We start from the raw sequence: 15,882 nt of genomic DNA, 5'->3' as shown, positions 1-15,882 counted from the left end.
TTGCTCATTCCGCGCGGCTCGCCAGCGCGTTGACCGCCGCCACGGTGATCGCGCTGCCACCCAGCCGTCCCTCCACGATACAGCAGGGCACGGGTTGCTCCAGCCACAGGGCCGCCTTGGATTCCGCCGCGCCCACGAAGCCGACCGGACAGCCGATGATCGCGGCCGGGCGCGGACATGCCGGGTCCGCCAGCATGTCGAGCAGATGGAACAAGGCCGTCGGCGCATTGCCGATCGCCACCACCGCGCCCGCCAGATATGGCCGCCACAGTTCCAGCGCGGCGGCGGAGCGGGTATTGCCCATCGCCTGCGCCAGTTCCGCCACCGATGGCTCGCCCAGCGTGCAGATCACCGGATTTTCGGCCGGCAGGCGCGCCCGCGTCACGCCTTCGGACACCATCCGCACGTCGCACAGGATCGGTGCGCCACCGGCCAGCGCCGTTCGCGCCGTTTCGGCAAAGCCGGGAGAAAAGCGAATATGCGGCGCGAGGTCCACCATGCCGGCGGCATGGATCATGCGCACGGCGACCGGTTCCTCATCCGGAGAAAAGCGGTCGAGCTTTGCCTCGGAGCGGATGATGGCGAAGGATTGACGATAGATCGCCGCACCATCGGTTTCATAGACATGCGGCATCAATCGGCTCCCAAAAGATCAACGATGGCGGCTTCATCCAGCCCCACGGATAGAGGCGGCGCACCGGCCCGCGCATTGATGGCCAGGTCATAGCGCCCCTCCCGCCCGGTCAGGCACAGGTCGGCCGGGGTCGCGCGCGCGCACCCCTTCGCGCAGCCCGAAACATGCACTTGCCCCGAAACATGGGGAGCGATCCGCCGCGCCAGCGCACGGGTCGCAATGGTCGCCTGCGGGCAATAGGGCTGGCCGGGGCAGGCATCGACGCGCAGCAGCGGGTCGTCAGGCGCGTGCAGCAACCCATCGATCGCGCCGCCGACATGGCCTTCGGCGATCAACCGCCGCCAGGGCGTCAAGCGCACCGGGCCGGTCGCCAGTCGCGCCAGCGTCGACGCATCAACCTGCCCGAAGGGCGCGCCATACAGGAATCCCAGCGCGTGCGGCCCGACCTCCAGCGGCGCTGCGGCACGCGTCGGCATAATATCGCCCTGCGCCCAGCCGGGCAGCGGCGCGCCATGCCGCGCCATGCGCCCCGCCTCCCGGCCACCGCTCGCCACGAACCATCGCGCCAGCGCCACCAGCGCATCCACTTCACGCCCTGGCGCCACCGCCACGCCCGTCGCATACCCGTCCGCGCGGAGAATCAGCCCGCCATGCTCGCCTCGCTCGATGCGGAAATCGCCGCTTTCCTTGGTCAAAACGGGCAGGGCGCCTGCATCGATGACGAAACCAACCTTGGCCGGCAAGGCGGGCAGCTCGCCCAGCCTCCCGCTCCATTCCTCCGCGATGCGCACAGTGTCGTCGCCCGCCTGCCAGTCCGGCGCAACCAGCAGGGCGCGGCGTGCTTCCATAACCGAATCAGCATCGGTGAGATCCAGCGTCACAAGCCGCTCCACCAGCGGTTTCCAGCTCGCCTCGCGCACGCCGCGGATTTGCAGATTGGCGCGGCTGGTGACATCGATCAGCCCGTTGCCACAGGCCATCGCCGCTTCGCACAACCCCCTTAGCTGCGACCCCTCGATCCGCCCAAGCGGCGGACGCACACGGACCAGCAGTCCATCCCCCGCCGTCATCGGATGCCAGGCATCGGGGCACCAGCCCTTCACCATGATCATGACACCTGCCCCAGGCCGGCGAGGATGGAATTGCGCCGCGTGCGCCACAGGCCGGCGGCATGAAGGGCGGCAAAGCGCGCCTCCATCGCGGCCAGCGCGCCGGGATTGGCCTGCGCAAGGAAGTCGCGCACTTCGGCACGCCCCAGCGTCGCATCATGATAAAGGTCGAACAGATGGTCCGGCACGCTGCCCGCCAGATACGCGAAGGCGCCCAGATGGTCGAGGGTCGCGGCCAGTTCCGCCCCGCCGCGAAAGCCGTGCCGCATCATGCCGTCGACCCAGCCGGAATTGGCCGCCCGCGCCCTTACAACGCGGGCGATCTCCTCGCTCAGCGGCCGCGCGACCGGCTGGTGCGGGTTGCGCGCGTCAAGATGGTAGAGCGCGGCCCTGCCCCCCGCCACGCCCTGCGCGGCGGCGAAGCCTCCTTCGTGCGCGGCATAGTCGGCCGCGAGCAGCAGATCGGTTTCGGGAAGGTCCTGCGCATGGACGAAGGCGTCGGCCGCCGCGACCCGGGCGCGCAGCCCTGCGTCGTCCGCCACATCGCTGTCGAGCGCGTGGCGCGATGCCGCCAGCCACGCCTCCCCCGCCGCGCGTCGGGCTTCGGCGGTATAGGTGTCGGCGGCATCGCCCATGGCCAGGCCATAATGTCCCGGCTCCGGCCCATAGACGCGCGATGCCGGCGCGGCGCCGACGAACGGATTCCATTCGACCGGCTCGTCCCTGCCGGCCAGCGCCCGCACCGCCTGCCCGAACAGCAGCGGCAGGGTGGGGAAGGCGTCGCGGAACAGGCCCGACACGCGCAGGGTCACATCGATACGCGGCCGGTCCATCATCGCGAGCGGCACTATCTCCACCCCCGTCACCCGCTCGGACGCCATGTCCCAGACCGGTTTCGCGCCCAGCAGGTGCAGCGCCATGGCATAGTCCTCGCCGGCCGTGCGCATCGTCGCCGATCCCCACAGGTCGACCACCAGCCTCCTGGGATAATCGCCCTGGTCCTGCAAATGGCGGCGGATCAGTTCCTCCGCCAGCCGCACGCCCTGGGCATGGGCGGCGCGCGACGGGACGGCGCGGGGATCAACCATGAACAGGTTGCGACCCGTCGGCAGCACATCGAGCCGGCCCCGATGCGGCGACCCCGAAGGACCGGGCGCGACCCGACGGCCGCCCAGCGCGGCCAGCAGGCCCACGCGCTCGGCCGCGCCATGCTCGCCCCGGCCGAAGACATGGAGGCCGTCGCCATATTGGCTTTCCTTGACGTCGCACACGAAACGGTCGACCCGGCCGATCGCCTCAGCGGGAGACATGGCGGCATCGATACCAAGGTCCGCCTCCAGCCCCAGCGCCCGCGCCTCGTCGCGAATATCCGCCTGCAACCGCAGCCGCCGCGCCGGGTCCAGGCCATCGGCATTGGAAAATTCATCGAGCAGCACCTCGATCCGTCCCAGCCCCGCGCCTTCACGCGACGGCGCGAGCGGCGGCGGCGCATGGCCGATCGTCACCGCGCCGATCCGGCGTTTGGCCTGCGCCGCCTCGCCCGGATCGTTGACGATGAAGGGATAGACGACCGGCGTCGGCCCGATCAGCGCCTCGGGCCAGCAGGCGTCAGACAGGGCGACGGCCTTGCCCGGCAGCCATTCCAGCGTGCCATGCGCGCCCATATGCACCAGCGCGTCGACGCCCTGCGTCCGCAGCCAGAGGTAGAAAGCGACATAGGCGTGGCGCGGGCAATGGGTCAGGTCATGATAGCTGTCGACCCGGTCGATGCGCATCCCCCGTTCGGGTTGCAGCGCCACCAACGCGCCGCCGCGCCGGACGGCGGCGAAGGCGAAGGCGAAGGCGCCGTCCTGCACGGCCGCATCCTCCTCCGGTTCGCCCCACGCCGCGCGAAGATCGTCGCGCAGCGATGCCGGCAAGTCCGCCAGCGCCCGGCGATAGTCGGCCAGCGGCCAAGACAGCCGCTCGACCTGAAGCGCGCCCACCAGATCGCCCGCCGCATCAATGGCATAGCCAGCCTCGGCAAGGTCGCTCAAAACTGCCTCGGCCGATGCGATCGCATCCAGCCCTACGGCATGGGCCATCTGGTGCGTCTTGCCCGGATAGGTGGACAGGATCATCGCCAGCCGCCGCTTATCAGCGGGCGTCGCCGCCAGCCGCACCCAGCCGATTATGCGCGCCACGATGGCCGCGACTCGCGCCGGATCGGCCCGGTGCGCCCCCCGCGCAAACTCCAGCGCGGTATCGCGAACCTGTGCTTCCTTGAAACTCACCACGCCGGCAAACAGCCGCCCGTCGACTTCGGGCAGCACCACATGCATCGCCAAATCCGCCGGTGACAGGCCGCGCGCCGATTCCTGCCAGCCCTGCCGCCCGGAGGTCGCCAGCGCCAGTTGGAACACCGGCATGCCTGCCCCGTCGAGCGGCGTCGTTCCATCCTCGCTCCGCGCGGAAAAGGCGGTGGCGTTGACGATCGCGGCAGGGCCAAGCATCTTCACCCAGCGCGCAACCCAGCCGCGTATGTCATGCGGCTTGAGTGACGGCGCGAACAAACCGATCACATCGAAGCCGCGCGCGGCGAAAGCGTCGCGCAAGACCGCGAACGGCTGCATGTCGGCGGATGTCAGATAGGAACGGTAGAAGATGAGCAGGATGCGGGGCCGTATTGCCGTCAGCGCAAAGGCGGCCGGGCACACCACCTCTCCGTCCCACGCGCCGACCATGGGCAATGGAGGCGCAGCGGTTACAGGTCCGTCGACCAGGCCCGCTTCCCGTGCCAGCAGGCCGAGCGCCGCCCGCGAAGCGGCCGCGCCGCCCTCGTCGCAAAGTCGCGCCAGCGCCCGCAGCGTCGCGACCGGCACGGTCGACGCCGCATCCAGCCGCGCGTCGGGCCGCCCGTCCCCCGGCAGCACCGCCAGCGCGATACCCCGCGTCCGCGCCAGCGCCTCAACCTGTTGCAGGCCGTAGCTCCAATAGGACGCCCCACCGATCAGCCGGATCAGGATCGCCTTGGCACCCGACAGCGTCCGATCGATATAGGTATCGACCGACAGCGGGTGCGCCAGCGCCGCCAGATTGGCGAGCCGCAACGTCGGCAAACCGTCCCGGTCCCGCCGCCATCCCTCCGCGAACGCCCCAAGGTCGCTGTCCGAAAAGGACAGCAGCACAAGATCGGCGGGCGCCTGCCCCAGATCCTGCGGGACAGCCGCTTCCTCGATCCCATGGGTTTCGCGGAAGATGACATGCATGGCGGCGGATCAGCCCTGAAGGACCGCCCGGATCGCGTCGGCGTCGATACGATCATGCTCCGCGATCACGACCAGTTGCGTCGCCCGCGCCTCGCCCGGCCGCCAGGGCCGGTCATATTGGTGCCGCACGCGCGCGCCCACCGCCTGCACCAGCAGCCGCATCGGCTTGCCCGCGACGGCGGCATAGCCCTTCACCCGCAATATCTGCTGCTCGCGCGCCAGCCGCTCGATGCGGGCGGCCAGATCGGCCGGATCGGCAATGGCGCCCAGCGTGACGACGATGCTGTCGAAATCCTCATGCTCATGATCCTCTTCGCCATCATGGTGCGAGGGACGCGCGGCCAGATCATCCTCCGCCGCCGCGCCCACGCCCAGCACGACGCGCGGGTCGATCACCCCGTCGACCAGCTCGACCACCGGCAGCGGCCGGGGCGTTTCCGCCGCGATCACGGCGCGCGCGGCGGCCACGCCTTCCGGCCCGGCCAGATCCGCCTTGGTCAGCAGCACCATGTCGGCGCACGCCAGCTGATCCTCGAACACTTCGGACAGGGGTGTTTCATGATCGATGCCGGGATCGGCGCGGCGCTGCGCATCCAGCGCCTCCAGATCGGGCGCGAAACGGCCGTCCGCCACCGCCTCCGCATCGGCGAGCGCGATCACGCCGTCGACGGTGATGCGCGACCGGATCGCCGGCCAGTCGAACGCCTTCAGCAACGGCTTGGGCAATGCCAGCCCCGATGTCTCGATCAATATATGGTCGGGCCGCGGCTCCAGCGCCAGCAGCGCCTCCACCGTGGGAATGAAGTCGTCGGCCACGGTGCAACAGATGCAGCCATTGGCCAGCTCGACGATATTTTCCGCCGGGCAATCGGGGATGGCGCAGCTTTTGAGGATGTCGCCATCGACCCCCAGCGTGCCGAATTCGTTGACGACGACGGCCAGCCGCCGCCCGCCCGCGCTGCGGATCAGATGGCTGATGAGCGTGGTCTTGCCCGCACCCAGAAAGCCGGTGACGATAGTGACCGGCAGCTTGGCCAGATCAGACATGATATTCTCTCCCGCGCCGAACGACGACGGGCAGGGGCTTGCCGACGCCCTTCACGGACGCCAGCCGGCGCGCGACGACGGGCGGGCGCGACCGCGCCCGGCATCCCGCACCGTGCAGCCCCAGCCGCACGATTTCGTCGCTCAGACGGAAAACTACCGTGCCGTGACCATCCCCTGGACCAAGGCAAGAGCGACCAGACGCCGGCAGGTCTCCTGGCTCGCGGGTCAAGGCTTGATGCACGCCTTCCCAGACCTTCCGGTCCAGTGGCCGCCCCGACAAAAAGGGCACGTGCATCGCGCTCGCCGCTTACAGTTGCAGGGACAGCCGCGGAATTGAAGGTCAAACCCTCTCACCGCATTCCCATTGAAGCCCCTTGCGGGGCACCGGCGCGATCAACAGCCGATGGGATATCCCATCGACCATCGGGTGCATAGCTGCGCTTTGGCGCATTGCCAAGCGGCACGCCCGACACGGCGTCTACCTTCCTTCGTGACGGGCCAAAAAGGGCGTGACGGTCATCCCGCCACGCCCTTTCCTGCGACCCCGGAGGGGGTTTGAAATATTCCCCTCCTGGCGGAACACCCGGCGATTCGGAAAGGGCGGCCGAAGGCTCAGGCCAGCTGCGTTTCCAGCTCGCCCAGCACGCGATAGCAGTCGAACACCTTGGCGACGCTCGAATTGGGATCGCGGCCTTCGCGGATCGCGCTGATGAACTCGCGGTCCTGCAATTCGATGCCGTTCATCGACACCGCCACCTGGCTGACGTCGATCGGTTCTTCCTTGCCCGTGAACAGATCGTCGTAGCGCGCGATATAGGTGGCGCTGTCACCGATATAGCGGAAGAAGGTGCCGAGCGGCCCGTCATTGTTGAAGCTCAAGGACAGGGTGCAGATCGCGCCCGTCTCGCTCTTCAACTGGATCGACATGTCCATGGCGATACCCAGGTCAGGATGGATCGGCCCCTGCATGGCGTGCGCCGACACGATCCTGCCGGCCTGATAGGCGAACTGGTCGACCGTGTGCGCGGCATGGTGCCAGAGCAGATGGTCGGTCCAGGACCGCGGCTCGCCCTTCGCATTGATATTCCTGCGGCGGAAGAAATAGGTCTGCACGTCCATCTGCTGGACGTTGAATTCGCCCGCCTCGATGCGGTTGTGGACATATTGATGCGACGGATTGAAGCGGCGCGTGTGGCCGACCATGCAGGTAAGGCCGGTTTCCTTCTGCTTGGCCAGCACCGCCTGCGCATCCGCCCAACTGTCCGCCAGCGGAATCTCCACCTCGACATGCTTGCCCGCATCCATGCAGGCGATCGCCTGCGCCGCGTGCATCTGGGTGGGCGTGCACAGGATCACCGCGTCGACATCGTCGCGCGCCAGTGTTTCGTTCAGGTCGGTCGTTACATGGCCGATGCCATATTTTTCCGCGACTTGTCTGGTCGCGTCCAGCTCGCGACCGATGATCGAGGTGACGGTCACGCCGTCGATATTTTTGAGACCGTCGAGATGCTTTTCGCCAAAGGCGCCGGCACCGGCCAGGGCAATACGCATGGGAAACTCCGTATTTTAGAAAGGGAGGGGCTTAAGTCTGTTTATTCCGCCGCGATCACGGTCACGCCGCTGCCGGTCATGTCCAGCCCCTCGCCATTGTCGGGGCGCAGCACCAGATGGCCGATCGCGGTGTTGGAACAGGGCACATGATAATGGCGGTGCAACGCGCGGGTCTTCCTGCCCAGCGCCCCGCGCATGATCAGCCACATCACCATCTCGATGCCCTCGCTGCCCGTCTCGCGCAGATATTCGATGTGCGGGATGCGGCGCAGATGGTCGCTCTCGCCGATCAGCCCGTCCAGGAACATATTGTCCCATTCCTTGTTGATCAGGCCCGCGCGCGGCCCCTGCAACTGGTGGCTCATGCCGCCGGTGCCCCACACCTGCACATTGAGGTCTTCGGGGAAGCTCTCGACCGCCTTGCGGATCGCCTCGCCCAGCGCCCAGCAGCGATTGCCCGACGGCGGCGGATAGGTGACGACATTGACCGCCAGCGGCACGACCTTGCATGGCCAGGCGTCAGGCTTGCCGAACATCATGCTGAGCGGCACCGTCAGGCCATGGTCGACGTCCATCTCGTTGATGATGGTCATGTCGAACTCGTCCAGGATCAGGCTCTGCGCCATGTGCCAGGCAAGGTCGGGATGCCCCTCCACATCCGGCACCGCGCGCGGGCCCCAGCCCTCGTCGGCCGACTTGTAGCGCTCGCCGCAGCCGATCGCGAAGGTCGGGATGATCTTCATGTCGAAGGCGGAGGCATGGTCATTATAGACCAGTATGACGACATCTGGCTTCTCGGCCTTCTCCCAGGCGCGGGTCCAGTCGTAACCGGCGAAGATCGGGCCGAAATAGTCGTCGCGGTCCTTGCCGAAGTCGGACGCCACGCCCAGCAGCGGCACATGGCTCGACGCCACGCCAGCGGTAATACGCGCCATCTCAGCGATCCTCTTTCTTCGCGGCGGCCGCGGCTTCATTGGCCTTGATCGACCGCACGCCTTCGGGCGAACGGCCGCCCTTCATCATCATTTCCCGATATTCAGGAAATTGCATGTCGGTCATGGTGCTGACCGCCTCGGCAAAGGGAATCCCGTCGGTCGAAAACAGCTTGGACAGGAAATAGACATTCCCGCCCAGGTCGAGGCAGCGATTATAGTCGCGCGCCAGCAGCGCCTGCTTCTGCTCCTCGGTCAGCGGCCATTCGTCCATATAGGCGCGCTCGTCCGCCTTGAACCGCTCGCGATTTTCCGCCTTCATCAGGCTCATCGCGAACTGGTTGATATGATAGCCCTGACGCGCCCGCGCGGCGGTGAAGACGCGGGTACCAGGGATATCCTCCATTTCGGCCAGATATTCGTGAATATCCTGATCTTTGGGGTCTTCGGTCATCATAGCCCCCTCTCCTTCAGCTTGACGTCTAGGCGCGGGAAGACGCGGCGGGCATTGCCCGCGAAGATCGCGGCGCGTTCCTCGTCGCTGATCTCCAGCGCATCGACATAACGTTTGGTGTCGTCGAAATAGAAACCGGTGGTCGGGTCGATGCCGCGCACCGCGCCGACCATTTCCGACCCGAACAATATATTCTTGTTTTCGATCACGTCGGCCAGCAGGTCGATACCAGGCTGGTGATAGACGCAGGTGTCGAAGAAGATGTTGTTCATCAGATGCGTCGACAGGTCGGGCTTCTTGAGCATGTCGGCCAGACCGCGATAGCGCCCCCAATGATAGGGCACCGCGCCGCCGCCATGCGGGATGATGAAGCGCAGCGCCGGGAAATCCCTGAACAGATCGCCTTCCAGCAACTGCATGAAGGCGATGGTGTCGGCGGCGATATAATAGCCGCCGGTCGCGTGCATCGCCGGATTGCAGCTCCCCGACACATGGATCATCGCCGGCACGTCCAGCTCGACCATCTTCTCGTAGAAGGGATACCAGTAGCGATCGGTCAGCGGCGGATGGGTGAAATGGCCACCGCCCGGATCGGGATTGAGGTTGCAGCCGATGAAGCCCAGTTCGGTGACGCACCGCTCCAGCTCCGCGATCGAATTGCGCATGTCGGCCTTGGGCGACTGGGGCAACATGCACACACCGACGAAAGTTTCGGGGAACAGGCCGACGACGCGCGCGATCAGGTCGTTGCAGCGGATCGCCCATTCCTTCGCCACCGCCTCGTCGCCGACATGCGGCGCCATCGCCGAAGCGCGCGGCGAGAAGATGGTGAGGTCCGCACCGCGCTCCTTGATCAGACGAAGCTGGTTCGCCTCGATCGTTTCGCGGATTTCGGCGTCGCTGATCTCGGGATAGGGCGGGCAGGGCGTGCCGGCCTTGAACGCCGCCTTCTGCGCCTCGCGCCAGGCGTCATGCCCCTTGGGCAGGACGGTATAGTGACCGTGGCAATCGATAATCAGGCTCATCCGCTCGCTACTCCAATTCATGTTCGTCATCCCCGCGAAGGCGGGGATCCATCTCCCAACGTTCCGGCTGCCGCTTGGGCAGGAGATGGATTCCCGCCTTCGCGGGAATGACGGCTATATTTCCAATTCGACCTCAGCAGATTCCGGCACGCCTGTTTCAATCCGCCCGATCTTCGCGCCCAGCCCTTCGGGCGGCGCCTTCACGCCCAGCGCGCCGATCGCCCGCTGCCGTTCCACCGTGCCGCGCGTCATCGCCGCGCCGGTGCCCAGGCCATCCAGCGTCTTGACCACTTCCTCCATCTCGGCGGCGCGGCGGAGCCCATGCACCAGCATCCGGTCGAGATTATAGTCCGCCCGCGCCTCCCAGGGCCGGGTCTTATCGCTCGCGTCTAGCGATGCCAGCACCTCGTCCAGCACGTCCGCCGCGTCCGCCGCCAGCACGCACTCGGCGGTCAGCGCCTCGATCCCCTTGACCATGACCGACCGGATCATCTTGATCGATGAGGCCCGTCCGACGTCGGCGCCGACGACGCGGGTCTTGGTGAAACCCAGCGTCCGCAGCCGCCCTTCCGTCTCACCGGCGCGCGCGCCGCTCAGCAGCAATGGCGCGGCGAGGCGCGCCGGATCGACCGGCGCCATCACCGCGACGTCGACATAATCGCCGCCCGCCGCCTCGATCGCCCGCGCCGCCGCCTGCTTGGTCTGCGGCGCGACGCTGTTGAGATCGCAATAGAGCGCGCCCGGCGCAATCAGCGCCGCCGCCGCTTCCGCCACGGCCAGCGCCTGGTCCGCCGTCACCAGCGACAGGATCAGCGGCACACCGTCCAGCGCATCCGCCAGACAGCGCGCCGGCAGGACACCCGCATCGGCATAGGCCGCCAGCATCGCGTCGCGCGCCGCCGCATCATCCGTCTTGATGTCGAACACATGGGCGGCCGCGGCCCAGTCCCCCGCACGGGCAAAAGTGGACCCCGCTTCGCCGAACCCGATCAGACCAACTTCCTGCTCCATGGCGCCAAGGGATGCCGCATCGCGCCGGATGCGACCAATCGAATCCGCCATGGCTCCATAAGAATTTACGAAGTCATCTCTTCGACGGAGATTTCCACGGCCATCATGAACTGCTGCTGGAGCCGGGTCGGTCGCCAGTCGGCGCGGGTCGTGAGGCCGATGGTCCGGCTGATCGCGCCCGGCGCCGGACCGATATCCGCCAGCAACCCCACCTCCAGTTCCAGCGCCAACTGGTCGCAGGACAGCAGGGTCAGATAATCGCCCCCGACCAGCAATTGCCGGATCGTCATCACCGACCCGCATTCGATCGGCACGGCGGGCAGATCGCCGCCCAGTTCCGCGAACATCGCCCGCCATAATTGCCGGAGCGGCGTCCCTTCGGGCGGCAATATCCAGGGGAAACGGCGCAGCGCATCGGCATCCCAGCCGCCCTCCAGCGGATGACCGCGCCGCGCCAATATGGTCGGCCGATCCTCGAACAGGGCGCGCTGGCTCAGGTCAAGCGCCAGCGCCGGATCGCGCAGCGCCCCGATCATCATGTCGATCTCGCCATCGCGCAGCGGCCCGACCAGTTCGGCATGGGAGCCTTCATGGACGCTGATGTCGACATGCGGGAAATCCGTCCGAAAGCGGACGATGGCGTCGGGCAGCAGGCGCGCCCGCGACAGCGGCATGGCGCCCACCAATATCCGGCCGCCCTCCTCGCCCTTCAGCTCCGCCAGATCCTCCAACCCCTGCCGCAACTCCGCCAGCGCCAGGCGCAATCGCCGGGCCAGCGCCAGACCGGCCTTGGTCAGCGTCACCCCCCGCCCGCGCCGATCGACCAGCCGGCTGCCCACCGCCAGCCCCAGGTCGCCGACCGCGCGATGCAGGGACGGCTCGGCGACCCCCGTGGCCGCCGCCGCCCCGGCATAGCTGCCCGCCCGCGCCAGCGCGACGAACGCCCGCACCTGCGCCGCCGTGACCCGGTTGCTGCCGATCAGGCGCAACGCCACGTCAATCCGGGGTTTCAGCCGCCGCGCGGCCTCCAGCATCGCCATGCCACCCGGCTGCCGCTCGAACAGTTGCAGGCCCAGCTGCGCCTCCAGCTTGGCGATGCCCTGCGTCACTGCGGGCTGGGTCAGATTGACCGCGCGGGCCGCCAGGCTGACGCTGCCATGATCGACGACGGCCGCCATGGCGGCAAGGTGACGGATATTGAACTGGTCGGGTTGCATGACAGATGATTATCAAAATTTAATGGCTTTGCGCCAGTTCGGATTTGAGCATCGCCGCGAAGCTGTCCATGTCGCTGTCCATCTTGGGAGAAGGAGCAGTTCCATGTCCGGTGTCGTCGTCCAGAATATCGAAAGGGCGGACCTCTCCGTCGTCGATGGCCTTGCCAGATGCGGCGTCGCCACCGTCCATGAAGCGCAGGGCCGCACCGGCCTGCTCGCGTCCTATATGCGCCCCATCTATCCGGGCGCCCGCATCGCCGGCAGCGCCGTCACCATTTCCGCCGCGCCCGGCGACAACTGGATGGTGCATGTCGCGATCGAACAGTTGAAGGAAGGCGACGTCCTCCTCCTTGCCCCCACCAGCCCCTGCACCGACGGCTATTTCGGCGATCTGCTGGCCACATCGGCCCAGGCGCGCGGCTGCCGTGGCCTTATCATCGACGCGGGCGTGCGCGACGTGCGTGACCTCACCCAGATGAACTTCCCCGTCTGGTCGAAGGCGGTTCATGCCCAGGGCACGGTCAAAAACACGATCGGATCGGTCAACATACCCGTCATCTGCGCCAATGCGCTGGTCAATCCCGGCGACGTGGTGATCGCCGACGATGACGGCGTGTGCATCGTTCCGCGCGCCGACGCCGCCGCCGTCCTCGAAAAAGCGCAGGCCCGCGAAGCCGCGGAGGAAGCCAAGCGCGTCCGCCTCGCGGCCGGTGAACTCGGCCTCGACATCTACAATATGCGCCCGCGCCTTGAGGAAATGGGCCTGAAATATGTCTGAACTTCAGACCAGCGCCCGCGTCATGTGGATGCGTGGCGGCACGTCCAAGGGCGGCTATTTCCTGGCCGAAGACCTGCCCACCGACGCCGCCGCCCGCGACGCCTTCTTGCTGCGCGTCATGGGCTCGCCCGACCCGCGCCAGATCGACGGCATGGGCGGCGCCGACCCGCTGACCAGCAAGGTCGCGGTGGTGAGGAAATCGGAGCGGGAGGGCGTCGACGTCGACTATCTCTTCCTCCAGGTCTTCGTCGATGTGGGCGTAGTCAGCGATGCGCAGAATTGCGGCAATATCCTGGCCGGCATCGGTCCCTTCGCCATCGAGCGGGGACTGGTGCGCGCGCAGGACAGCGAAACTCGCGTCGCCATCTTCATGGAAAATACCGGCCAGATCGCCATCGCCACGGTGGAAACGCCCGGCGGCAAGGTCCGCTATGACGGCGCGGCGAAGATTGACGGCGTTCCCGGCAGCGCCGCGCCGATCCCGCTGGAATTTCGCGACACCGCCGGCTCCTCCTGCGGCGCGCTGCTTCCGACCGGCAATGCGGTCGATGAGGTCGAAGGCGTGCGTGTCACGCTGATCGACAATGGTATGCCTTGTGTCGTCATGAAGGCGCAGGATGTCGGCATCACCGGCTATGAGGACCGCGATACGCTGGACAATGACCTGGCGCTGAAGACCCGGATCGAGGCAATCCGCCTCGCCGTCGGCGAACGGATGAATCTCGGCGACGTCAGGGACAAGTCGGTGCCCAAGATGATGCTGGTCGCCCCGCCCCGCAATGGCGGCGCGGTCACGGTGCGCAGCTTCATTCCGCATCGCGCCCATGCCTCGATCGGCGTGCTGGGCGCGGTGAGCGTCGCCACCGCCTGCCTGATCGAGGGATCGCCCGCCGCGGAGGTCGCATCGATCCCCGAAGGCCGTCGCCAAAAGCTGTCGGTCGAGCATCCCACCGGGGAAACAACCTGCGTCATGGAACTGGACGATAAAGGCGCTGTCACCAGCGCCGCCATGCTGCGCACCGCGCGCAAATTGATGGACGGAGAGATTTTCGCATGACTGATCGCATCGTCAGCTGGCACGGCAACCCGTCCAAGCCATGCTACACCCCGCCGGCGGGCGCGATCGACGCGCATTGCCACGTCTTCGGCCCGATGGCGAACTTCCCCTTTTCCGCCAAGGCCAAATATCTGCCCCAGGATGCCGGCCCGGACATGCTGTTCGCGCTGCGCGACCATCTGGGCTTCGACCGCAACGTCATCGTTCAGGCAAGCTGCCACGGCACGGACAATGCCGCCACGCTGGACGCCGTCGCGAAATCGAACGGAAAGGCGCGCGGCGTCGCGGTGGTCGACCCGGCGATTTCCGAAGCCGACCTTGCCGCCCTGCATGATGGCGGCATCCGGGGCATCCGCTTCAATTTCCTGAAACGCCTGGTCGATGATGCACCCAAGGACAAATTCCTCGAAGTCGCCAGACGCCTGCCCACCGGCTGGCATGTGGTGATCTATTTCGAAGCGGACATCCTCGAAGAATTGCGCCCCTTCATGGACGCCATCCCGGTCCCGCTGGTCATCGACCATATGGGCCGCCCCGACGTTACGCAGGGGCCGGCGGGCGCTGACATGAAGGCGTTTCGCGCCTTTCTGGACAGCCGCACCGACATCTGGTTCAAGGCGACCTGCCCCGACCGGCTCGATCCGCCAAAAAACGGGATAGGCGGCGATCCCTGGAACGCCTTCGCCGATGCGGTCGCGCCGCTGGTGGCGGATTATCAGGATCGCGTCCTCTGGGGCACCGACTGGCCGCACCCCAATATGCAGGACAATATCCCGGACGACGGCCATCTGGTCGACATGATCCCGCGCATCGCACCGACCGAAGCATTGCAGCACAAGCTGCTGATCGCCAATCCGATGCGCCTCTATTGGCCCGAGGAACTGGGCTGACCTTACCGATCGACCTGCCGCAACAATTGCTGCGCGCGGCTAAGGTGCGGCCGGTCGAGCATCCGCCCCTTGTAACCGATTGTGCCGATCCCCGGATTGGCCGCAAACAGATCCACGATCGCGCGGGCTTCGGCGATATCCTCCTCCTGGGGTGAGAAGGCTGCGTTGATGACATCCACCTGCGCCGGATGGATCGCCAGCATCCCGCGATAACCGTCACGGCGCACCTTTTCCGCCCGTGCCTTCAAACCGTCGAGATCGCGAAAATCCCCGTGGATCGTCTCGATCGCGGCGACATCGGCCGTTGCGGCGCCAAGCAGGCACAGGCTGCGCGCCAGTTCATAGGTGAACCCATAGGTGCCGTCAGGATCGCGATTGCTGCCGGCGCCGATCGAATCCGCCAGATCCTCCGCGCCCCAGCTCAGCGCAACCACGCGCGGCGCGCCCTTATAGTCTCCCGTATGGAACATCGACTCCGCTGTTTCCGTGATCAGCACGATCAACGGTGTCGAGCCTTCCGGGATGCCGTTCGCAACTTCAAGCGCGGACAGATAATGATCCAGCCGTTCGACATCGGCGCGACCATTGGCCTTGGGCAGCATCAGACCACCCGGCCGCGCCGGCATGATCGCGGCCAGATCATGCAGCGTATGCGGACCATCCAGTGGATTCATCCGCACCCAGAGACGATCGCGCCCTTCCTCCTGCGCCCGCAGCGCGTCATGCACCATCCGGCGTGCCACTTCCTTCTTGTCCGGCGCGACCGCATCCTCCAGATCGAAGATGACGATATCCGCCACGCTGTCGACCGCCTTGGCCATCTTCTTCTCGCTGTCTCCCGGCGCGAAAAGCCAGGAGCGCAGCTTGGCGGGCAGCATGGCGGTCATTCCTCTTCTCCCTGGTCGCTTATAACGGTCTGCGTGCGTGAG

At 66.8% G+C, this 15,882-nt stretch carries 14 protein-coding genes and 1 riboswitch; of the genes, 3 read left to right on the top strand and 11 right to left on the bottom strand.

Annotation, left to right across the window (positions count from 1 at the left end; all coding sequences use genetic code 11):
• Nucleotides 1-4 precede the first annotated feature (4 nt).
• From AC58EF_RS11430 to AC58EF_RS11385, 10 genes are all read right to left on the bottom strand, one after another.
• Nucleotides 5-634, bottom strand: coding sequence for a precorrin-8X methylmutase (locus tag AC58EF_RS11430; protein ID WP_497276330.1), 630 nt, complete (start codon nt 632-634; stop codon nt 5-7).
• Nucleotides 634-1,740, bottom strand: a complete 1,107-nt coding sequence (locus AC58EF_RS11425; protein ID WP_497276386.1) for a ferredoxin-like domain-containing protein — start codon at nt 1,738-1,740, stop codon at nt 634-636. The genes AC58EF_RS11430 and AC58EF_RS11425 overlap by 1 nt, the downstream gene beginning before the upstream one ends.
• 2 nt (nt 1,741-1,742) lie before the next feature.
• On the bottom strand, nt 1,743-4,991 hold the full coding sequence (cobN, locus tag AC58EF_RS11420) for a cobaltochelatase subunit CobN (RefSeq protein ID WP_497276329.1): 3,249 nt from the start codon (nt 4,989-4,991) through the stop codon (nt 1,743-1,745).
• A 9-nt stretch (nt 4,992-5,000) separates the two neighbouring features.
• On the bottom strand, nt 5,001-6,038 hold the full coding sequence (gene cobW / locus AC58EF_RS11415; protein ID WP_497276328.1) for a cobalamin biosynthesis protein CobW: 1,038 nt from the start codon (nt 6,036-6,038) through the stop codon (nt 5,001-5,003).
• A 186-nt stretch (nt 6,039-6,224) separates the two neighbouring features.
• Nucleotides 6,225-6,442: riboswitch (cobalamin riboswitch) on the bottom strand.
• Nucleotides 6,443-6,650: 208 nt separating this feature from the next.
• A complete protein-coding gene (locus AC58EF_RS11410) occupies nt 6,651-7,589 on the bottom strand; it encodes a Gfo/Idh/MocA family oxidoreductase (protein WP_497276327.1) in 939 nt (312 codons plus the stop codon).
• 41 nt (nt 7,590-7,630) lie between these two features.
• On the bottom strand, nt 7,631-8,524 hold the full coding sequence (locus AC58EF_RS11405) for a class III extradiol dioxygenase subunit beta (RefSeq protein ID WP_497276325.1): 894 nt from the start codon (nt 8,522-8,524) through the stop codon (nt 7,631-7,633).
• 1 nt (nt 8,525) lies between these two features.
• Nucleotides 8,526-8,978 carry a protocatechuate 4,5-dioxygenase subunit alpha gene (gene ligA, locus AC58EF_RS11400; RefSeq protein WP_497276323.1) on the bottom strand — a complete coding sequence of 151 codons (453 nt, stop codon included), beginning with the start codon at nt 8,976-8,978 and terminating at the stop codon, nt 8,526-8,528.
• Nucleotides 8,975-10,000: an amidohydrolase family protein gene (locus tag AC58EF_RS11395; protein ID WP_497276321.1), complete on the bottom strand. Its 1,026-nt coding sequence runs from the start codon at nt 9,998-10,000 to the stop codon at nt 8,975-8,977. Before AC58EF_RS11395 ends, ligA begins: the two co-directional genes overlap by 4 nt.
• A gap of 114 nt (nt 10,001-10,114) precedes the next feature.
• Entirely contained in the window at nt 10,115-11,011 is an 897-nt protein-coding gene (locus AC58EF_RS11390; RefSeq protein ID WP_497276384.1) for a DUF1932 domain-containing protein, read from the bottom strand.
• 65 nt (nt 11,012-11,076) lie between these two features.
• The gene (locus tag AC58EF_RS11385; protein ID WP_497276320.1) at nt 11,077-12,228 is read right to left on the bottom strand and encodes a LysR family transcriptional regulator; all 1,152 of its coding nucleotides are present in this window, start codon (nt 12,226-12,228) and stop codon (nt 11,077-11,079) included.
• Between the two features lie 103 nt (nt 12,229-12,331).
• Between AC58EF_RS11385 and ligK the strand changes: the two genes are divergently transcribed.
• Genes ligK through AC58EF_RS11370 form a run of 3 tightly spaced genes read left to right on the top strand, consistent with a single transcriptional unit; the run spans nt 12,332 to nt 14,953 of the window.
• Nucleotides 12,332-13,006, top strand: a complete 675-nt coding sequence (ligK, locus tag AC58EF_RS11380) for a 4-carboxy-4-hydroxy-2-oxoadipate aldolase/oxaloacetate decarboxylase (RefSeq protein ID WP_497276318.1) — start codon at nt 12,332-12,334, stop codon at nt 13,004-13,006.
• Complete coding sequence (locus tag AC58EF_RS11375; protein ID WP_497276317.1) at nt 12,999-14,063, top strand: 4-oxalomesaconate tautomerase; 1,065 nt, start codon at nt 12,999-13,001, stop codon at nt 14,061-14,063. Before ligK ends, AC58EF_RS11375 begins: the two co-directional genes overlap by 8 nt.
• A complete protein-coding gene (locus tag AC58EF_RS11370; RefSeq protein ID WP_497276316.1) occupies nt 14,060-14,953 on the top strand; it encodes an amidohydrolase family protein in 894 nt (297 codons plus the stop codon). Before AC58EF_RS11375 ends, AC58EF_RS11370 begins: the two co-directional genes overlap by 4 nt.
• Nucleotides 14,954-14,955: 2 nt before the next feature.
• Here AC58EF_RS11370 and AC58EF_RS11365 read toward each other — a convergent pair whose 3' ends face one another.
• Nucleotides 14,956-15,840: an HpcH/HpaI aldolase/citrate lyase family protein gene (locus tag AC58EF_RS11365; protein WP_497276314.1), complete on the bottom strand. Its 885-nt coding sequence runs from the start codon at nt 15,838-15,840 to the stop codon at nt 14,956-14,958.
• Between the last annotated feature and the right edge of the window lie 42 nt (nt 15,841-15,882).

This window comes from Sphingobium sp. WR1 (assembly GCF_059693745.1).
Note: the sequence above shows the minus strand (reverse complement) of the source record. Positions and strands in the feature narration are given on the sequence as shown.